The sequence below is a fragment of the Halanaerobium polyolivorans genome, assembly GCF_020711195.1.
In the GTDB taxonomy this organism is placed as follows: domain Bacteria; phylum Bacillota; class Halanaerobiia; order Halanaerobiales; family Halanaerobiaceae; genus Halanaerobium; species Halanaerobium polyolivorans.
Genome location: NZ_JAJFAT010000004.1, coordinates 84857 through 106081, shown reverse-complemented (window position 1 = coordinate 106081; position 21225 = coordinate 84857). Strand labels below are relative to the sequence as shown.

Sequence of the window (21225 nt, the reverse complement as noted above, 5' to 3'; positions counted from 1 at the left end):
GATGGGAGGAAAAGAAAATAAAACTGAAAACAAGACAAATTGTGATTGCTGGAATGTTGGGAGCTATTTCTATTATTTTGGGGGCTACGGGTTTAGGTTTAATCCCAGTTCCTACCCCTGCAGGACATGTGACAATAATGCATCTACCTGCTATTTTGGGTGGAATTATTGAAGGACCTGTGGTTGGACTGCTGATTGGTTTGATCTTTGGTGTATTTAGTTTTTTAAGAGCTACCAATCCGATTTTTGCAGATCCTATAATTGCTGTTTTACCGAGACTTTTTATTGGTGTTGCCGCTTATTATAGTTATAGGGCAACTATAAGGTTAAATGAAAATGTTTCTTTAGCAGTAGCTGGTGTGATTGGAACGATTGTCAATACCGCAGGTGTTTTAACTCTGGCTGTTTTGAGAGGTTATCTACCTCTGAGTGCAGCTTTAGCAGTTGCAGGAAGCCATGGTATTCCAGAAGCGATTATTGCTGCTCTGTTTGCTGTACTTCTGGGAAGAGTTTTAATTAATTATCAGGCAAATCAAGGTTAATTATTATATTTTTTAGCAAAATATTTTAAGTTAATTGAAAAGAAGGCTATTAAAGCCTTCTTTTTGACTTAAATAACTGATATAATGTATAATATAGTTAGACAAATAGATTTTAAGTTGAAAATTGAATAATCTCTACTTCAGGCCTGAGAGGAGGAGTTAAGATGAAAGATAAAAACAAGATTAAAGAAGTTCTGGAGAACACAGAAATATTGTTAGAGCCAGAAGATTTAATTTCTACATCTCATGACACAACTCTCCACTATTTTGTGCTCAGCGAGCCATATTATCTGGAAGAATTTCCGGAAGAAGGACCTGAAACCAAGGTAAGAGAAGGAAAAATTACCTGGGAAAAACCAAAACTTCTGACCCCAGATTACATGATAAATATGAGTGGATTTAGTGGTGAAGCCAAAAAAGCAATGCAGATGATTGCTAATGACAACCCTGATTTGGCTGGATTATTGTATAAGATGAATTATCGCAAACAATCAATTAGTACTTTTACTATATCTAGAGAAATAGAGAAAGCCCAGGAAGAGATTGAAAAGGAAAGAATTAATGATGAAGATAATTTAACTGTAATAATCAAAGGTGTTGATGAGCTCTGGGATGTTTCACTAATGAAGTTTATTCAAAGTCTGATGTTAAAAAGTGCTTATAAATCTCAACTTCCCTATTATGAGGAAAAGGGTTATTTAAGCACAGATGAAGAAGGTTATTCTGTTGTGACAAGAAATCTAGAAGGACTTCCAATCGCAGCAAGTGAAGAGATAGAAAGAATGTTTGAAATGGTTAAAAAAGGTGAAGAAGACCCGGCTAGATTAAAAAGAGAATTAGATCGCTGGGGAGTTTTCAATGCTTATCAAGATAGATTCTTTGATCTTTTTAAGGAGGACTGATAGTTGTGAAAAGTGCATATGAAATTGCTATGGAAAGAGCAGAAACAATTTATGATGATGATTCTGAGGGTGATAACTCACTTGAAATTAGGGAACGGTTGAAAAAGATTATGGCTCCCTTTTTTAAAGGTGAGATGGATGCTGAAGCTTTATGGCAGCAGCTAAAAGATGAAGATGAGGCTGTTTTGATTGAAGCTCAGTTAATGTTAATTGAGTCTATTGGTTTACGCAACAGTTCTGAACAGATTGAGCGCAGAAAAGAAGCAGTTGTTGCTGTAGAATCACTTAAAGAGACTGAAAACAGCAGTTTTTTTGAAAAATCATTTACTCAGGCTCAGAGCTTACAGCAGCAGTATCAAACTCAAAAAGATAAATTAGATCAACAGGTACAGCAGCATTTAGAAAATTCACAAGCACAGGGTTTAAGTGCTCAGGCAGCTGCAAATGGTGGTCAACAGCAGGGAATGAATAATCAGATGAAACAGCAGCTGGCTAAAAAGCTTTCTGAATTTCAAAAAAGCTATAATCAGCGATTTGATAAATTGATCGAAAAAATGAAAGCAGAACTGCAATAATAATTTAAAATAACTAATTAAGATCCGACTTTTTGGTCGGATTTTTTTTTAGATTAAGGGCTGAGAATTATTATGCAGGATTAACTTAAAAAAGCTAGAATTATATAATTAGCTAATGATTTGGGGTGAGAAAGTGATAAAAAGTATTGTTTTTGATCTGGGGAATGTACTTTTAGATTTTGATCCGGAAAGTTATTTAGCAGATTTTTCTTATGATGAAGAAAAGAAAATGGAGCTAAAAAAAGCTGTTTTTGCCAGTCCAGAATGGCTGCAGCTGGACAGAGGAAGTCTTGACTTTAAAGAGGCAAAGGAGAAAATGATCAAAAGGAGACCTCAGCTAGCTCTTGAAATAGAAAATATACTTGCTGGCTGGGAAGAAATGCTTAAGTTAAAAGAGGAGAGCCTTTTTATTTTAGAAGATTTAGCTAAAAAAGATTATAAGCTTTATGTTCTTTCTAATTTTCATCAAAAGGCCTTTGATTATGTCAGTAAAAAATATGATTTTTTTAAGCATTTTGAGAGACTGCTAATATCTTCTCAAGTAGGAATGATTAAACCGGAAAAGGAGATTTATAATTATTTGTTAACTGAATTCCAATTAAATCCAGAAGAAACTCTTTTTATAGATGATACACTTGCTAATATAGAAGCAGCTCGAAGAGAAGGGATCAAGGTTATTCATTTTCAAACTGCCGAAAGATTAAAAGAGGAGTTAAATTTTTATTTAGAAAAATAAATTGTTTAGGAGAGTGAGGCCATGTTTGAAGGAATAGAGCTGGAATATTATTATCAGCTTTTTTTAGAAATTTTAGAAAATCAGGTATTGGTTTTATCTAATTTAATAGAAGCTATTCTTTTTGTTATAATGATAGCAGCAGCACTTTTTTTAAGCAAAATAACTGCTCCTAAAATCGAAAAAATGCTGCAAAAAATTAAGGCTTTAAAAGAGAATAAGATTGAGAGGATTTTAGGAAGGCTCTTAGCACCTTTAATCCTGCTTTTGCTGCTTTTTATTTATTATGTTATTGCAGCTGCTTTAAATTTACCAACAGTAATACTTAGTATCTTTGCCAATCTGGTTTCAGCGTGGTTTGTTGTTAAAGCAATAACTCTTTTCTTTCCTAAAAACAAGCTTTTTAAGTTTTTATCAGTTGTTATCTGGACAGTTGCGGCCTTAAGAATACTTAATATTTATGAGGAAACAATTAGCTTTTTAGATAGTTTGGCTTTTAGAAGTGGTAATTTAAGAATTTCTATATTATTAATTGGGCAGGCACTGATAATTTTCAGTGTATTATTATGGGCTGCTGATAAAATTAGCCGCCTTGTCAGTAAGAAGATCAACCAAAATCAGGAGTTAACTCCTTCTGTCAGGGTTTTATTAAATAAACTGGCAAAATTTTTAATTTTTACTTCTGCAGCCTTGTTTGCTTTAAGCTCACTGGGTATTGATTTAAGCGCTTTTGCCTTCCTGGGTGGTGCTGTAGGTGTTGGTTTAGGTTTTGGCCTACAGAAGATAGTTTCTAACTTTATCAGTGGTATCATTATTTTAGCAGATAAATCTATTAAACCAGGAGATGTGGTAGAAATAGGTGATATCTATGGTTGGGTCAAAGAGCTTGATACTCGTTTTGTTTCTTTGGTTACCCTGGCCGGTAAAGAGTATTTGATACCAAATGAAGACTTTATAACTAAAGAGGTTATAAACTGGTCATATAGTGATAAAATGGTTAGGGTTGATGTTGAAATAGGTGTTTCATATGATAGTGATTTAAGATTGGTAGAAGAGCTAACCTTAAAAGCAGCTGAAGGCAAAGAAAGAATTTTAGATTCTCCTAAACCAAGCTGTATACTGACTGATTTTGCTGATAGTTCGGTAAATTTTGAGCTCCGTTTTTGGATCAGTGATCCTCAAAATGGAATCAAAGCAATTCAAAGCCAGGTTCTTTTCTCTATCTGGGATAATTTTAAAGAACATGGGATTGAAATTCCTTATCCACAAAGAGATCATCATTTTAAATCTATTTCTGAGTCTCTGCACAAAGAATTTGCTGATCTAGCTCAAAACTCACCAAGAAAAGAAAATTTTGAAGATAAATAATTTCAAAACTTGATTAAGGAGGCTAAATTTATGGGGAAAGTTTTAATTCCACTTGCAGATGGTTTTGAAGAAATTGAAGCAGTAAGTAATATCGATGTTTTAAGAAGAGCTGGTCTTGAGGTTATTACTGCTGGAATTGGCGGCAGAGAAATTAGAGGAGACCATGATATTAAAGTTGAGGCTGATCAAAAAATAGAGGCTATTGACAGCAGCGATATTTCAGCTGTAGTTTTACCGGGAGGTATGCCGGGAGCTGCTAATTTAAGAGACAGCAAAAAACTGCTAGAAATTATCAGAGAAGTTAATGCTAGAGGTGACTTATGTGCTGCAATTTGTGCTGCACCAATTGTTTTAGAAGCAGCCGGAATCTTGGCAGGTAAAAAAGCTACTAGTTATCCTGGTTTTGATGATCAGATGCAGTCTGCTGATTATCAAGAAAAAAAGCTTGTTAAAGATGGTAATATCATAACTTCACGTGGACCTGGTCTGGCCCTTGAATTTGCTTTAAATATAGTGGAGTATTTAGTAGGTAGTGAAAAAAGTGAAGAGCTGAAAAAAGCAATGCTTTTTCAGGCTTAAAAATTAAATATTTTAAACTAGAAAAATCCCGTTCACAAAGAACGGGATTTTCTAATTGCTGAGTTAATTCAGCAAGTTATTATATTTTAGATCTATATTTTATTCACTAACATACATTTCTTCATAATATCTTTCTACCATTTTTTTAGCAGAAAATCTTTCATAAGTTGACTGCACACTTTCGTACATCATGTCCTGCCAGCGATCTTTGTTTGCATAAAAGGTAGGAATTACATCATTAAATAGCACTCTGTAAAGAGCATAAAGATCACTTTCATCTTGGCCTTCACCTTCATAGCCATCTCCAAACTGCCAGCCGTTAATACCATGCTCACAACCTTCAACCCACCAGCCATCAAGGATACTGAGGTTAAGACCACCATTCATAGCAGCTTTCATACCTGAAGTACCACTAGCTTCCAGAGGTTTACGAGGATTGTTCAGCCAGACATCAACACCACGGGTCAGCATTCTTCCAGTTTCCATATTATAATCTTCTAAGAAAACTACACTATTTGGGAATTGTTTTGCTTTTTTAACTATATTAGCTACGATATTTTTACCATTATCATCGGTTGGATGTGCTTTACCTGAAAATACTAATTGAATATCACCACATTCTAAATATGGATCAATCACATCAGGCTTTTGGAAAATCAGATTAGGCCTTTTATAGGCAGTAGCTCTTCTGGCAAATCCAATTATTAGTTTATTAGGGTCAAGTTGAGCCCCATTAACTTTTTTGATATAATCTACCAGTTCATTTTTCATTTCTTGATGATTTTCAACTATTTTTTCCTTGTTATCAATATTATCTCTGATTCTCTTATCAACCCAGGTGCTTCTGTGAACACCATTTGTAATTGAGATAATTGGTGATTTTCCTTCAACATCTTTCCACATTTCCCGAGCTGTTTGGCCGTGTAATTTAGCAACACCATTAGACATTCTAGAGAGGCGTAAGCCAGCAACTGTCATACCAAATGGACTGTCACCTAATTCTTCCATTTGTTCTCTTGTCAGGCCATTAAAAGCTCCCATTTTTTCTAAACTATCTAAACTGTGAGACTCATTACCTTCTTTAACCGGGGTGTGAGTTGTAAAGACGATATCATCTTTAACAGTTTTCCAGGCTTTATGAAAGTCCATACCGTTTTCCATTTTTTCTTTGATTAACTCTGTTCCTGCTAAAGCTGCATGACCTTCATTGAAGTGGTATATATCAATATTAAGGCCTAATTTTCTGATTGCCTTAACACCACCGATTCCCAGAACAATTTCCTGAGCTATTCTTTTTTCATTAAAACCATCATAAAGTCCATCAGTTATATTCTGGAATTTTTTATTTTCAGCTAAGTTTGCATCTAGAAGATAAAGAGTTGCATTATCAAATTTATCAACTTTCCAGATCTTAAGTGTTACAGTTTGGTCTTTAATTTTTACAGTGACTTTTTCTCCTGTATCTACTGCATGCTCATAATTTCTTTTTTGGATAGGATGTTTATCAACAGGACGACCATCTTTATTTATTACCTGTTTTGAATATCCTTTTTTCCATAGGAGACCAATCCCTGTAATAGGATAAGAATATTCTTTTGCTGCTTTTAAAATGTCGCCTGCTAAAATTCCTAGTCCACCTGCATAAATTCTCATATCTTCATCTAAACCATATTCCATACAAAAATATGCAGTATGGGGTTTACTGTTGTTCATCTACTTCACTCCTTTGTAATATTAAATCTTTTCCCAAATATTATTAATTAATATAGATCAAAATACCTACCTTTTTTCACTTTTTTACAGTATGCATTTATTTATTATAACAAATTCTCAGCAAATGTCTATTATTTTAGCACATTTTGGTTAAATTTTTCTAATAACTTATGTTCATTGTCACTATCTGGAAGGAAAAAATAACTTGGAATATCACTGTGGTCGACCGGAATCTGCAGCTTTAAGCCTTTTTCTATTGCCTTTAAATATCTTTTTGCAGTTTGATTCCAGGTATATTTACTTTCAACCCGTTTTATTGCCTTTTTCTGATATTTTTGCCAGATATCTTTTTTGCCGAGGATCTTTTTTAAACCTCTGGCAATATCTGCAGGATCTTCAGGATCAATTAAAATACCATATTCATCATCTTCCATAATTTCTTTTTGACCACCATTTTTGGTCACAACTGCTGGTAATCCTGCAGCCATGGCTTCAACTGGAGCTAAACCAAAAGGTTCATAAAAGGAGGTCAGTGAAAAAACAGATTCTTTTTCAGCCAAAAAGGCATAGCATTCAGAAAGTTCTTTTTGACTGGAGATTGGAAACATGCTCACTTTTCCTGCCAGATTATTGTCTTCGATAATTTCTATTATTTTAGCTAAGATTTCTTTTTCTTCTCCACCTGCAGCACTGTAATCTTCAAATGGATTTTCTATACCTCTTAAAGTTATGACAAGGTTAGCAATCTGCTGTAGTTCTTCATCTTGAGCAAAAGCTTTAACTAAAGTGATATGGTTTTTCTTTTGATCAAGTCTGCTGGCAGAAATTATACAGGGTAGTTCACTTCTTTTAGCATCAAGATCTCTTGTTAAATAATTTGCTAATTTCTCAGCAGTTTCCTCACTATAGCTGCCATCAAAGACTGTAGTATTAACTCCAGGAGGAATTACAGAGAACTTCTGATCATCTTCAACCACAGCTGCTCCCTCATAATAGGGGTGAGAATACTGTTCATATCTTTCCTGGGCTGTGCTGACTATGATTTGATTGGCATATTTCATTGCTAACCTTTCTGCAACAATTCTAGAATGAAATTTGAATCTATCTATTAATTGATTATAATTATCCTGACTAAAATTAAGTTTATCCATTTTTTGCGCACCTAGTGAATGGCCGGTAAAAGAAAAAGGAGTTTCCATTTTTTCTTTTAATAACACACCAGCAAGACCTCCATCTCCATAGTGAGTTGTAAAGAAATCAGGAAAAACTCCTTCTTCATCATAAAAATCGGCAACTGCATCAACATATTCTTTGAGATGAGGCCATAATTTTTCTTTTTCTAAAAATCTGTCACCACCAAAAGGCAGTCTGATTATTCTCAGGTTCTCAGCTCCTTCATAATTATCATATAAGTCACTGAACTCGGGCCAGTTGGGATCATTAATCTGTCTTGTTATAATATCAACCTTAACTCCTAATTCTGCCATTGCCTTGCTGACTTCTTTAACATAGACTAACTGACCACCAAAGTCAGGGTGTTCTGTCCAATAACTATCTTCTTTATCAAAATTCCCCTGTGGATTTAAAAATGCAACATGCTTAATATCACTCATTAATTTTCTCCCCTTTCAGCAGGACTAATATTATAATATGACATAATTTCCATAAGTGGTGGTATTGATGAGAGAGCACCAACTCCCTGAATTTTAAATGCAGCTACTGCATTTCCCAGCCGAGCAGATTCTTTAATGCTCAATGACCTTAAAATCCCACTTAAAAAACCTGACCAAAAAGAATCACCAGCTCCTGTTACATCAATAACCTTTTCTGAAAAAACTTCTATATGTAAGGGTTCATTTTTACCATCAGATAATAAAACTCCATCTTTGCCCAGGGTTAAAATAACAATCTTAGCTCCACATTGATGGTATTTTTTTAAATAATTTTTGGGAGTATCTTTGCCAAATAAATGCTCAGCATCATCAAGTGAAGGTTTAATAAAATCTGATTTAGCAATAATATCTTTAATGATTTTTTTACCTTTTTCACCTTCAGGCCAGAGGCTGGCTCTAAAACTAGGATCAAAAGCTAATAATGTATCATTTTCAACTGCATAATCGATAATTTTTAAGGCTGTAGATCGAGCAGGATTTTCTGAAAGTATAAAACTACCGACAAAAAATATTGAAGATTGATCTATCTTTTTATAAATACTGTCCTCAATTTTAATATTAATATCTGCTCCCCTATAGGCAAGCCAGGAAGGGGTTGCTTTACTTTTGTTGACAAAAATGACCGGGGTTGCTGCAGAACTGTCTATTTGTAGACAGTCTAGGTCAACTCTTTCATCCTTTAAAATATCTTTTAAATATTCACCAAAGGCATCATCTCCTATTCTCGATATAAAAGCAGTTTGATTGTTCAGTCTCTGTAAATTAACAAGAACATTGGCAGGAGAACCACCAAAATACCTTGTAAAGTTAACACACTCTTTTAAAGGAGCTTCTTCTCGAGAAATCATATCAAGAAGAACCTCCCCATATGCTGTTACATCGATAGCTTTTTTCTCAGGATATAAGCGATCATAAATACTTAACAATAGTCTCACCTCATGTTAATTATTATACTTCCTATTAATCTTTATTTCTACATAAATTTTAAATAACCTGTTTTTTTTAGAGATTAATATATTCTCTGGGCAGGAAAAGTCTATTTAACAAAGAATTAATAATAAAACAATAGGAAAGATATATCTGGATATTGATTTAAACAGAAATATAGTGGGGATGGTTTATATGCTAAAAGTAAAATTGAAAAGAGAAGTTGGAAAACTTTATTACTCTGGTGATGATCTCGGTTTTAGTTTTGATTCTGAAAATATACATTATAGAATTTGGTCACCCCCAGCTCAAGCTGCTTCTATAGAAATCTATGAAGATGATCAAGGAAAAAATAAAATTGAAGAATTTAAATTAGAACGTTCAATTAGTGATACCTGGAAGGTTGATCTTCCCTTAAGTGTTTACGGTAAATATTATCGTTTAAGATTAAATACACCAAGAGAGGAGTTTAACTTTGTTGATCCCTGGACTAAAGCTGTTGGGACTAATAGCAAATATGGTTTAATTGTTGACCCCTCTAAAGTTAATCCACCCACCTGGAAAGATGATAAACACATAACAATAGAGGATCCGGTTGATGCTGTTATTTATGAACTCCATGTTAAAGATTTTTCTATTTCAAAAGAAAGCGGAATGAGAAATAGAGGTAAATACACAGCTTTTACAGAAAGACATAGTGTTAATCAAGAAGGGATGTTAACCGGGATTGCTCATTTAAAAGAATTGGGTATTACCCATGTCCATCTTTTACCGGTTTTTGATTTTTGTACTGTTGATGATTTAGATCAAAAAGATTATAATTGGGGCTATGATCCACTTTATTATATGGTTCCAGAAGGCTCTTATTCCACAAATCCCAGCAATGAAAGCAGAATTTATGAATTCAAAAAAATGGTCAAAACACTTCACTCATATGGGATTGGAGTAATTATGGATGTAGTCTATAATCATACATACCAAACTAAAGATTCACCATTTCAAAAAATATTTCCTAATTATTTTTATAGGTTTACTGAAGACGGAGAATTTGCCAATGCTTCCGGCTGTGGAAATGAAATAGCTACTGAAAGAGAGATGATGCGTAAATTTATCATAGACTCCTTATTATATTGGAGCCGTGAATACCATATTGATGGTTTTCGTTTTGATCTCATGTCAGCTATTGATAGAGAAACGATGGTTTTAGCAACAGAAAAATTGAAAAGAGAAAATCCTTCTGCTCTGATCTATGGAGAACCCTGGACTGCACTTGAACCTCAATTGAGCAATTATCAACAGATTAGAAAAGGTGATCAAAGGGGGACAGGTATTTCGGTTTTCAATGATGATTATCGTCAAGCGATTAAAGGAGATAATGATGGATTTGAAAAAGGTTTTATTCAGGGTAAAATAGGTCTGGAAAGACAGATAAATGAGGGGATAATTGGTTCTGTTGGTCTGGCTGAAAGAAGGCTGCACGGTTTTGCCCATTATCCAAGTGAAACAATTAATTATGTTGCATCACATGATAACCTTACCCTTTGGGATAAACTGGCCCGCTGCTGTCCTGGAGCTGATGAAGAAGAACGAAAAAAAATGCAGAAATTAGCAATGGTAACTCTTTTAACTTCACAAGGGGTACCATTTATTTTAGCAGGAACTGAATTTTTAAGAACAAAGTTTGGCGACCACAACAGTTATAATTCTGGGATAGATATTAATGAGCTGAAGTGGGAAAGGAAAACCACTTATAGGGATCATTTTAACTATGTTAAAGGTTTAATAAATTTACGCAGCCATCATCCTGCCTTCAGGATGAAAACAAGAGAAGCGATCAGAGAAAATATAGAATTCATTAGTTCACCTTTTGGTACAGTTGGTTATGGTATTTATAATAATGCTAATGAAGATGCCTGGGAAAAAATATTAGTGCTTTTAAATCCATCTCATGAGTGGAAACAGTTTTTTCTTCCAGAACATGGGACCTGGGCCATTGTGGTTGACGAAAAAACAGCTGGGACTGAACCAATTAGATTTTTTCACTCTGATGAGGTTGTTGTTCCTCCAATTACAGGGATGGTCGTCTATTCAGAAGATTTAGTGACTGGTTATTAGAGCTACAAAATACTTGTATAATGATATTTTCTGTGATAAAATTAAATTGTTAAACTAAATTTTATTTCCCCAACAAAATAAAAAATAAAAGTTCTGACTTTTCAATAAATTTGTTTGAAATCTCAATTTTAGAGAAAGAAAGGAGTAGCGAGTATAACTTATGATTAAAGAAAAGCAGTTAGAAAATGTAGTTTTACCCGATGAAGTAGAAGAAATTTTAGAAGCCTGTCCCAATTATATTGTGGCTCACAATGAAAATGACCTAGTAAACTTAGCAGTAAGAGATGCTAAAAATGGCTGTCAGGAAGTAAAATATGATATTCCCGGTCAGGGTGAAGTAGTGGAGGCTGTAGTTTGTAAAGTTAGAAATGGTATCTCTGCCAATTATCTTGAACCATATATGAGAAGGCGTGATCCCAACTGTATGTTAATTGCAGATGATCAGCCAACTGATAAACAAAGGTATGAGGATAGATTTGGTGAGGATTTTTCTGGAATGAGAGAAGAGACTTTTGATTGGTTAAAAGATCAGGAACTGGCTATATTCGTTTTTGAAACCGGACCTTCTGGTTTAGGTGTGAAAGCAATGGCGATTGCACCAGCTAATGCAGGCTTTTTTGCCTTTGGTCTGGCCCTCTTACAGGGGATTATTGATACAAGGGAATTAGATGAGGCTTTTGAACCTAAATCCTTTATTTATATTGCTCCCCCTTTTAGACACACCCATTTTGATGGTAAACAGATAGTTGTTCATAGAAGACTGAAAAATAAGTATGAGATGTTTGCCTATAATCTTTATCCAGGCCCAAGTGCCAAAAAAGGTGTTTATGGGATGTTAATTAACCAGGGAGAAGAGGAAGAATGGCTTACCTTACACTGTTCTGCTGTTCAGGTTGTTACTCCTTATGGTAATACAGTAAACATCTCTCATGAAGGTGCAAGTGGTGGTGGAAAGAGTGAAATGCTTGAAGATATGCACCGCGAAAGAAGTGGGCGTCTGCTCTTTGGTAAAAACTTAATGACAGATGAAAAATATAGAATTACCCTACCCCAAGGTTGTGGTTTAAGACCGATGACAGATGATATGGCAGTCTGCCATAATTCTTTACAGAAAAATAATGGTAAATTAACCTTGATGGATGCTGAAAATTCCTGGTTTGTGCGAGTAGATCATATTAATAAATATGGAACTGAGCCAAATCTGGAAGCAATTACTGCTGATCCAGATAAACCGCTTTTATTTTTAAATATTGATGCTGCTCCAAATAGTACAGCTTTAATCTGGGAGCATATTGAAGATGAGCCTAATAAGCCCTGTCCAAACCCCAGGGTTACTATTCCAAGAGATATAATACCTGATGTTTTAACAGAACCTCTTTCAATCGATGTGAGAAGTTTTGGAGTTAGAGTACCACCTTGTACAAAAGAAAACCCAACTTATGGAATTTTAGGGCTATTCCATGTTTTACCACCGGCCCTTGCCTGGTTATGGAGGCTTGTTTCTCCACGCGGCCATGGTAACCCCAGTATAATTACCGGTGATGGTATGAGTTCTGAGGGAGTTGGTTCTTACTGGCCTTTTGCAACAGGTAAAAAAGTAGATCAGGCGAATTTGCTTTTAGAACAGATTATTGAGACACCAAAGGTTAAATATATAGTTACTCCCAATCAGCATATTGGGGCCTGGAAGGTAGGTTTTATGCCTGAATGGATAACCAGGGAGTATTTAGCTCGGAGAGGTGGAGCTTGGTTTACCAAAGATCAGCTCAGACCAGCCAGAATGCCGCTCTTAGGCTATTCATTAAAAGAACTCCTGGTTGAAGGTCAGCAGATAGAAAAAGAATTTCTGCAGGTTCATCGTCAGGCCGAAGTTGGAGAAAAGGCCTATGATATTGGTGGTAAGATTCTTTCTGACTTCTTCAAAAAATGTGTGAGAGAATATCTAGAACCTGGTCTTGATCCAATTGGCGAAAAGATAATTGAAACCTGTTTAAATGACGGTAAAGTTGAAGATTATTGTGATTTAATCAAGGGAGAACCGATAATTAGAGAGGTCTAAATTGAAATTGATTTAAAGACAATAATTTTAATTATAAATATATATCACATCAAACTCCTGCTTAAAGGCAGGAGTTTTTTTGTATACCTGGATAAGATTATTATATAAATTAATTACTTTATTATGCAGGAAAATCCAGCTTGCTATCTAATTATAAATCTATGTAGTTAATATAACTACAAATATTATTCGAGGAGGAAGCAGATGCTAGAAACTTTTTTATCTATCAATGATGCTGTAAATGCAGTTGTTTGGGGACCGCCTTTTTTAGTTTTGCTTGTTGGTACAGGACTTTATCTAACGATTAGACTTGACTTTTTCCAATTTAAGCACTTTAAGCTTTCCTGGGATAAAAGTTTTGGCCGCTATTTTAGTAAAGAAGTAGAAGAGGAGGGAGGAGTTTTATCTTCATTTCAGGCCATTAGTTCTGCAATGGCAGCTACCCTTGGTGTTGGTAATATTGCGGGGGTAAGTACTGCAATTTCTTTAGGTGGACCAGGAGCTGTTTTTTGGATGTGGATTTCTGCCTTAGTAGGTATGGCAACCAAATTTGGTGAGGCCCAGCTTGGGGTCAAATTCAGAGAAAAACATGGAGAAGATGATTACACTGGTGGAGTTATGTATTATATAGAACATGGTATGGGAGGAAAATGGAAGTGGCTGGCAGTTTTATATGCGTTTTTTGCCGGAATAGCTGCTTTTGGAATCGGGAATATGGTGCAATCAAATACTCTTGCCCATGCAGCTGAAAGTGGATTTGCTATTCCAACCTGGATTACTGGTCTTGCTGTTTCATTTTTTGTAGGCCTTGTTATTTTGGGTGGAATTAAAAGGATTGGTAAAGTGGCAGAAAGACTTGTGCCTATAATGGCTATATTTTATTTTATTGGTGGATTTATAATTATTTTAATCAATATTTCGGCTTTGCCCGGAGTTTTAGCTGATATTTTTGCTAATGCCTTCAGTCCAGCAGCAGCCTTTGGAGGCTTTGCTGGTGCTTCTGTAAGAATGGCAGTTCGCTTTGGTATTGCCAGAGGAGTTTTTTCTAATGAAGCCGGCTTAGGTGCAGCTTCAATAGTCCATGCTCAGGCTAAAAATAAGCCTACCCGTCAGGGTATGTGGGGTATTTGGGAAGTGTTTATTGATACAATTGTTGTTGGTTCTATAACTGCCTTTGTTGTTTTATTAACAGGTGCCTTGGGAACTGGTGAAACTGGAGCTGTTTTGGCAGCTGAAGGATTTACCAGAGGTTTGCCTGGCCCAGGTGGTTATATTATCAATATCAGTATTATCATTTTTGCTTATACTACGATGTTAACCTGGAGCTTTTATGGAGAAGAGAGCTGGAGATATTTATTTGGTAAAAAAATAGTTCAGCCTTATAGGGTGGTTTTTGTGATTTTGCTTTTTATAGGAGCAATTGGAGCATTAGAGCCGATCTGGCTCTTAGCTGACACCCTAAATGGTTTGATGGCAGCTCCTAACTTGGTTGCTTTAATAGTACTGGCAGGGGTTATTGTTAAAGAGAAAGATGATTATATGGATACACTTGATAAGTCTGCTTAAAAAAGCACTTGTAAATAGGAAAAGGATGAGCCGGAGCACCCGGTTCATCCTTTTTTTAAACTATGGAGTTTTTAGCAATTATCATCGGTAAATTTATATCTCCTTTGAGAGATTTATCTGCGGTAATTTGAACTCCCTTATCTAAAATAACATTTTCTAATTTTGCATTTTTACCAATAATAGATTTCTGCATAATTATAGAATTTTTAATTACTGCTCCTGGATGAATTTTAACTCCTCTAAAGAGAATGCTGCTTTTAACTTCTCCTTCAATTGAGCAGCCATTTGCTGCCAGAATATTTTTGGCATTTGCCCCACTTTTATAGGAGCTTGGTGCTTCATCTTTTGGTTTGGTAAAGATCGGCCCACCTTTTAGAAAAAGTTCCTGCCAAACATCTGGTTTTAGAAGTTCTAAATTAGCTTTATAATAACCATTAATAGAATTTATAACTGATGCATAAGAATTAAAAGGATAACCGTAAACTTTAAGCTTATTCAAATTACCGATAATTGCATTTTTAACAAAATCCCACTGCCCCATACTTATACAATCATCGATTATATCAAGCAGTAGATCTTTTTTGATTATATACCTCTGTAAAGATATCTTTGTGTAATATTTATCTTTGGGATTAACCTTCATTTCGATTATCCGATCATGATCATCTGTATTAAGCAAGATATATGAAGTATCACGCCGAAAAACATCCACTTCTTTATAAATAATTGTTATATCATTTTGATTTTGCAGATGAAATTTAAAGGCATCTCTATAATCAATATTCGCTACTATATTGGGACTGCCGATAATTAGATATTCCTGATCACTTCTTTCTATATAATCGATATTACTGCTGAAATTTTGCAGATCCCCTTTATAGGCTCGATCAGCTTTGTAAATGTGAGATGGTGGTAGAATAAAAAGACCGTTTCTTTTTCGATCTAAATCCCAGGCTTTTCCAAAGCCGATATGATCCATTAAGGAACGATACTTAGACTGCAGCAGTAGACCAACATTGGTGATCCCCGAATTTACCATATTAGAAAGTGGAAAGTCGATTAACCTGTATCTACCTCCAAAGGGAACAGAGGCTAGAGAGCGGTGAGCTGTTAATTTGTCCAAAAATGATTCATCTAAAGCATTATTAATTATTCCCATTACATTTTTCATGCTCTGACCATTTTTTTTATAAATTGAGTTTTCCATCTTAACCCACCACCGTTCCTGATTTTATCTGAGAGGACTCTGGAATCAATTCTTCATCTCCAACAACTGTTATTTTTATTTGATCGGAATCAGAATCAACTCCGATTTGAGAATTTTTTTCTATAGTGACATTACGCCCGATAATTGAATTTTTTATATGAGAGCCTGAGGCAATAGAACTATTAGGTAGAATTACTGAATCTTCTATCACAGCATCTCTGCCAACTTTGACCCCGAAAAAGAGTACCGAGTTTTTAACCCTACCCATGATCTGGGCTCCTTTATTTATTATAGAATTTTCTACTTCTGCCTTGCCTGAGATATATTGTGGAGGTCGATTAGGATTAACACTATAGATAACCCATTTGCGGTCCTGAAGATCAAGTTTTGACTGATCTCCTAAAAGATCCATGTGGGCCTGCCAGTAGCTTTCTATAGTTCCCACATCTTTCCAGTAATCTTTAAATGTATAGGCATAAAAGGCTAATTGATCATTCATCATGGCTGGAATTATATTATGACCAAAATCACCCGCAGAATCTTCATTTCTTTCTGCTTCTTCATTTAAATATTTGCGCAGTGTTTCCCAGTTGAAAATATAAATACCCATTGAAGCTAAATTGTTTTTGGCCTCTTTTGGTTTTTCCTGAAATTCAATAATTTTTTGCTCTTGATTGGTATTCATTATTCCAAAGCGGTGAGTTTCTTCCCAGGGGACTTCCAAAACTGCAATACTTACTTCTGCCTTTTTTTCTTTATGGAATTCCAGCATTTTTGAATAATCCATTTTATAAATATGATCCCCTGATAAGACCAATACATATTCGGGATCATAAAGGTCTATAAACTCTATATTTTGATATATAGCATCTGCAGTCCCCTTATACCAGTGACCTCCTCCTTCTTTAACATAAGGAGGTAGTACGGTTACTCCACCAGTATGTCTGTCTAGATCCCAGGAACTACCACTACCTATATACCTATTTAAAACAAGCGGTTTATATTGGGTTAAAACTCCTACAGTTGTAATTCCTGAATTTGAACAATTGCTTAAAGGAAAATCAATTAAGCGGTATTCTGCTCCAAAGGGTACTGCTGGTTTGGCAATATTATTTGTTAAAACTCCAAGTCTGCTGCCTTTACCTCCTGCTAGAAGCATTGCGAGCATTTCTACTTTGGGCATTTGCTACCTCCTTTTTTAAACTACTAAAAATTATTTTTCTTTTTGCTTATTTTTTTCTTTTTTTGGCTTTTCCTTATTTAGATTTTCTTGCTTTTTAGTTTTAATTTCACTTTTGTTTTTATTATATTTTAGATAAACACCGGCCAAGGGAGGTAAATTAATACTGATAGAATATTCAAAGCCATGATAAGCTTTCTTTTTAGCATTTACCCTGGCTGAAGTTTGATAATCAGAACCTCCATATACTTGCTGATCACTGTTTAAAAGTAGTTCATATTCTCCAGGGCCAGGAACCCCAATTCTGTAATCATCTCTAGGTTCAGGTGTGAAATTCAGCAGCACAATAATCTGCTGTTTAGCATTTTCTGAACTTCTAATAAAGCTGAGTACACTCTGATCATAATCATCAGCTTCGATCCATCTAAATCCATGTACATCATGATCTAGTTCCCAGAGAGCCTTTTCTTTTTGGTAAAGTTGATTGAGATCTTTAACAAATTCTTGAGTTTGTTGATGTTTTTCATAATCAAGCAGCAGCCAGTCTAATTGCTGTTTGTAGTTCCACTCAATAAATTGCCCAAATTCTCCTCCCATAAAAAGCAGGTTTTTACCTGGATGAGCATACATATAGCTATATAGTAATCTTAAATTTGCAAATTTCCTCCAGTAATCACCCGGCATTTTATCTACCAATGATTTTTTGCCGTGGACTACCTCATCGTGAGATAGGGGGAGAATATAATTTTCACTGTGGCTGTACATACTAGAAAAAGTTAATTTATTATGTTCCCATTTCCTGTAAACTGGCTCTTTTTCCATATAATCTAAGGTGTCATTCATCCAGCCCATATTCCATTTAAAGTTAAAGCCCAGACCACCCTCATGAACAGGAGCTGTAACTAAAGGCCAGGCACTCGATTCTTCTGCAATCATCAGCAGACCTGGATAGCGGCTGAATAACTCAGTATTTAATTCTTTAATAAATTCTATTGCTTCTAAATTTTCGAAACCTCCATATTGATTAGCTGCCCATTCTCCATCTTCTTTTTCATAGTTTAAATAAAGCATATTGCTGACAGCATCTACTCTTAAACCATCAATATGGAATTTTTCCAGCCAGTAATTAGCACTGGATATTAAAAAACTCCAGATTTCATTTTGGCCAAAATCAAAATTTAAAGTATCCCACTGTAGATTTTCTGCCCGGCGGGGATCATCACTTTCAAATAAGGCTGTACCATCAAAAAGCCTAAGTCCATGGTCATCTTTGCAAAAATGACTAGGAACCCAATCCATTATCACTCCAATATTATTTTGGTGGAGTTTATCAACAAAATACATAAAATCTTCTGGAGTACCATAACGAGAAGTTAAGGCAAAAAATCCTGTTGTTTGATAACCCCAGGAGCCAGGAAATGGATATTCTGTTAAAGGCATTAATTCTATGTGAGTAAAACCCATTTCTAAAATATAGTCTACCAGTTCATCTGCAATATCTCTATAATTCATTAATTCACCATCATCCTGTTTCCAGGAACCCAGGTGAAGTTCATAAATACTTATAGGTTCTTTAAGTACATTTTTCTTTTCTCTTTTTTTCATCCATTTTTTATCCTGCCAGCTATACTCTTCTGCTTCATAGATCTGGGAGGCTGTTTTAGGTGCTTTTTCCTGTCTTTTAGCATAAGGGTCTGCCTTGACCCTAATTACTCCCCTATAGCCTCTAATCCAGTACTTATAGTACATTTTGTTTTCAGCTTCAGGAACAAAAACAGTCCAGATTCCGGAGTCCTTTATCTTTTTTAAGGAATCAGCAGTCTTATCCCAATCATTAAAATCACCGATTACACTTATCTCTTCGGCATTGGGAGCCCAAATTGAAAATCTGACCCCTTTTACACCATCTTCTTCAGTCAGATGAGCTCCAAGAAATTCGTAACTTTCATAATGTCTTCCCTGATGAAATAGATATCTATCATAATCACCAGGATAATTATCTTTTTTCATAAAAACTCCCTCCTCTCAATTAACTTAAAACTATTTAAAATTTTGGCTTATGTATTATAACTATTCTCTATTTAGTGATATTTTCCTTTAATTAACTTCTTTTTAAAGCTAATTTAATTTGCTCAAAAATCTTTAATTTGACAGGAGCAGAGAGTTTTAATAAACTATTGTTATACGGGGAAATATATATTTAGCTTAAATTGGAAATTATTCACTTGTCGGAGATAAAGATTTATCGAACTTTTTAGGAGGTGGCTTGATGAAAAAAGAAAAAATGAAAATTTTATTTGTAGCTTCAGAAGCAGATCCATTTATTAAGACTGGAGGTCTTGCTGATGTAGCAGGTTCTTTACCCCAAGCTTTAATTGAAGAGGGGCATGACGTAAGGCTGGTAATACCACAGTATAGACAGATTCCAGAAAAGTATCAAGAAAAGATGGAGTCAGTCTGTTATTTTAGAACCAAATTGGCCTGGAGAGACAGATATTTGGGAGTTAACTATTTAGAAGAGGATGGAGTACCTGTTTATTTTGTTGATAATAAGCATTATTTTGATAGAGATTCTCTCTATGAAAATCAAGATAAACATGAGCAGTACGCATTTTTCTCACAGGCTGTATTAGATATGCTGCCTGTAATTGGATTCCAACCTGATGTTATACATGCTAATGACTGGCAGACAGGACCCTTGCCTGTACTTTTTGCAGACCGTTATCGTCAGCAGGATTTTTATAAGGATATGAAAACTGTATTTACAATACATAATATCCGCTATCAGGGACAGTTTGGGCCTGAAGTTGCTGGTGATGTTTTAGCCTTAGGTCAAAACCACTGGGACAGCGGTAAAGTCCGTCATAATGGACTCACAAATTATATGAAATGTGGTATAATGTATGCAGATCATATTACAACTGTGAGTGAAAGTTATGCCCAGGAGATCCAGACCTCATACTTTGGCGAAGGTCTTGATTATGCTCTTAGATTGCGGGGAGATGATTTAAGTGGAATTGTAAATGGGATTAGTTATGATAAATTTAATCCTGCTGCAGATGAGAATATTCCGGTCCGCTATTCTAAGGGAGAAATCGATAAGAAGATAGCAAACAAAATTCATATCCAGCAAAAAATGGGACTTAAAGTTGATGCAGATATTCCTTTAATTGGCTTTATTTCTCGTCTGGTTGAGCAAAAAGGACTTGATTTAGTTAAAGCTGTTTTTGATGAGATTTTGGAAACAGGTGCTCAACTTTTAATTCTGGGTACAGGTTACAGAGAATATGAGGACTTCTTAAAAGCTAAAGAGTCGGAATATCAGGATAACCTCTCTGTTAATATAATGTATGACAGTAAACTTGCTAATCAAATTTATGCTGGTAGTGATATGTTCTTAATGCCTTCCCGTTATGAACCCTGTGGTTTAAGTCAGTTAATCAGTTTCCGTTATGGTACTATTCCAATTGTTAGAGAAACTGGTGGCTTAAATGATACTGTGATTTCCTATAAAGAAGAAACAGGAGAAGGAACTGGTTTTACATTTGCTGATTATAATGCTCATAATATGCTCTATACAATTCAAAGAGCGGTTTCTTTTTATGAGCAAAAAGGTGTCTGGAATAAATTAGTTTCTAGAGTTATGAATCTTGATTACAGCTGGCACAATTCAGCCCGCAAATACGAAGATCTTTATGCTGATTTAGTTGGTATAGAGGTGGAAAAAGAAACAGTAGAGACAAAAGAAGCTGAGACCCCCGTAGATATTAAAGTATATGAACCTCAAGTAACTGATATTGTTGAAACTAAGGCAAGTAAAGAAGCAGAAAAAGCTGAAGCTGAGCAAGAAGATAAGCTAATAAATATTAATACTGCTTCAGCAGCTGAACTTTCCCAATTAGATGGGATTGGTAATGCTTATGCAGAAAGAATAGTTGCCTATAGAGATGAAAATGGACCATTTTCAGCAGCAGGTGATTTAACAGCTGTTAAAGGAATAGGTAAGAAAAAATATCAAAATATAGCAGAGATGATTAAGGTTTAATCAAAATATATTATCATATGGCAAATAGAGACCGTCTTAAA

At 35.1% G+C, this 21225-nt stretch carries 16 protein-coding genes; 10 read left to right on the top strand and 6 right to left on the bottom strand.

Going from position 1 to position 21225, the window contains the following annotated elements:
• Nucleotides 1-41: 41 nt before the first annotated feature.
• The 6 genes from LJ207_RS04140 (at nucleotide 42) to LJ207_RS04115 (ending at nucleotide 4699) form a co-directional block, all read left to right on the top strand.
• Nucleotides 42-542 (top strand): ECF transporter S component, encoded by a 501-nt coding sequence (locus LJ207_RS04140; protein WP_369414158.1) that lies wholly within the window; start codon nucleotides 42-44, stop codon nucleotides 540-542.
• A gap of 164 nt (nucleotides 543-706) precedes the next feature.
• On the top strand, nucleotides 707-1444 hold the full coding sequence (locus LJ207_RS04135) for a polysaccharide deacetylase family protein (protein WP_229344341.1): 738 nt from the start codon (nucleotides 707-709) through the stop codon (nucleotides 1442-1444).
• A gap of 5 nt (nucleotides 1445-1449) precedes the next feature.
• Nucleotides 1450-2019, top strand: coding sequence for a DUF6657 family protein (locus LJ207_RS04130; protein ID WP_229344339.1), 570 nt, complete (start codon nucleotides 1450-1452; stop codon nucleotides 2017-2019).
• Between the two features lie 133 nt (nucleotides 2020-2152).
• Entirely contained in the window at nucleotides 2153-2755 is a 603-nt protein-coding gene (locus LJ207_RS04125; RefSeq protein ID WP_229344337.1) for an HAD family hydrolase, read from the top strand.
• Between the two features lie 21 nt (nucleotides 2756-2776).
• Nucleotides 2777-4120, top strand: coding sequence for a mechanosensitive ion channel family protein (locus LJ207_RS04120; RefSeq protein ID WP_229344336.1), 1344 nt, complete (start codon nucleotides 2777-2779; stop codon nucleotides 4118-4120).
• 30 nt (nucleotides 4121-4150) lie between these two features.
• Complete coding sequence (locus LJ207_RS04115) at nucleotides 4151-4699, top strand: DJ-1 family glyoxalase III (RefSeq protein ID WP_229344334.1); 549 nt, start codon at nucleotides 4151-4153, stop codon at nucleotides 4697-4699.
• Between the two features lie 99 nt (nucleotides 4700-4798).
• On the opposite strand, the gene glgP is transcribed toward LJ207_RS04115, so the two are convergent.
• The 3 genes from glgP to LJ207_RS04100 all read right to left on the bottom strand — a co-directional run bounded on the left by glgP (nucleotide 4799) and on the right by LJ207_RS04100 (nucleotide 9020).
• Nucleotides 4799-6412 (bottom strand): alpha-glucan family phosphorylase, encoded by a 1614-nt coding sequence (gene glgP / locus LJ207_RS04110; RefSeq protein WP_229344332.1) that lies wholly within the window; start codon nucleotides 6410-6412, stop codon nucleotides 4799-4801.
• Nucleotides 6413-6543: 131 nt separating this feature from the next.
• The gene (locus LJ207_RS04105) at nucleotides 6544-8025 is read right to left on the bottom strand and encodes a glycosyltransferase (protein ID WP_229344330.1); all 1482 of its coding nucleotides are present in this window, start codon (nucleotides 8023-8025) and stop codon (nucleotides 6544-6546) included.
• Nucleotides 8025-9020, bottom strand: coding sequence for a carbohydrate kinase family protein (locus LJ207_RS04100; protein WP_229344328.1), 996 nt, complete (start codon nucleotides 9018-9020; stop codon nucleotides 8025-8027). The genes LJ207_RS04105 and LJ207_RS04100 overlap by 1 nt, the downstream gene beginning before the upstream one ends.
• Before the next feature lie 187 nt (nucleotides 9021-9207).
• On the opposite strand from LJ207_RS04100, the gene pulA reads away from it, so the two are divergent.
• From pulA to LJ207_RS04085, 3 genes are all read left to right on the top strand, one after another.
• The gene (pulA, locus tag LJ207_RS04095; protein ID WP_229344326.1) at nucleotides 9208-11127 is read left to right on the top strand and encodes a type I pullulanase; all 1920 of its coding nucleotides are present in this window, start codon (nucleotides 9208-9210) and stop codon (nucleotides 11125-11127) included.
• A 160-nt stretch (nucleotides 11128-11287) separates the two neighbouring features.
• Complete coding sequence (locus LJ207_RS04090) at nucleotides 11288-13186, top strand: DUF4914 family protein (RefSeq protein WP_229344324.1); 1899 nt, start codon at nucleotides 11288-11290, stop codon at nucleotides 13184-13186.
• Between the two features lie 204 nt (nucleotides 13187-13390).
• Nucleotides 13391-14752: an alanine/glycine:cation symporter family protein gene (locus LJ207_RS04085; protein ID WP_229344322.1), complete on the top strand. Its 1362-nt coding sequence runs from the start codon at nucleotides 13391-13393 to the stop codon at nucleotides 14750-14752.
• 55 nt (nucleotides 14753-14807) lie between these two features.
• Here LJ207_RS04085 and glgD read toward each other — a convergent pair whose 3' ends face one another.
• The 3 genes from glgD to glgB are packed head-to-tail and all read right to left on the bottom strand — an operon-like array spanning nucleotide 14808 to nucleotide 19149.
• Nucleotides 14808-15959 (bottom strand): glucose-1-phosphate adenylyltransferase subunit GlgD, encoded by a 1152-nt coding sequence (gene glgD, locus LJ207_RS04080; protein WP_229344319.1) that lies wholly within the window; start codon nucleotides 15957-15959, stop codon nucleotides 14808-14810.
• A gap of 1 nt (nucleotide 15960) precedes the next feature.
• Nucleotides 15961-17142 carry a glucose-1-phosphate adenylyltransferase gene (locus LJ207_RS04075; protein WP_229344317.1) on the bottom strand — a complete coding sequence of 394 codons (1182 nt, stop codon included), beginning with the start codon at nucleotides 17140-17142 and terminating at the stop codon, nucleotides 15961-15963.
• A gap of 30 nt (nucleotides 17143-17172) precedes the next feature.
• Complete coding sequence (glgB, locus tag LJ207_RS04070) at nucleotides 17173-19149, bottom strand: 1,4-alpha-glucan branching protein GlgB (RefSeq protein ID WP_229344315.1); 1977 nt, start codon at nucleotides 19147-19149, stop codon at nucleotides 17173-17175.
• Between the two features lie 259 nt (nucleotides 19150-19408).
• On the opposite strand from glgB, the gene glgA reads away from it, so the two are divergent.
• The gene (gene glgA, locus LJ207_RS04065; protein ID WP_229344313.1) at nucleotides 19409-21184 is read left to right on the top strand and encodes a glycogen synthase GlgA; all 1776 of its coding nucleotides are present in this window, start codon (nucleotides 19409-19411) and stop codon (nucleotides 21182-21184) included.
• The last annotated feature ends 41 nt before the right edge of the window (nucleotides 21185-21225 follow it).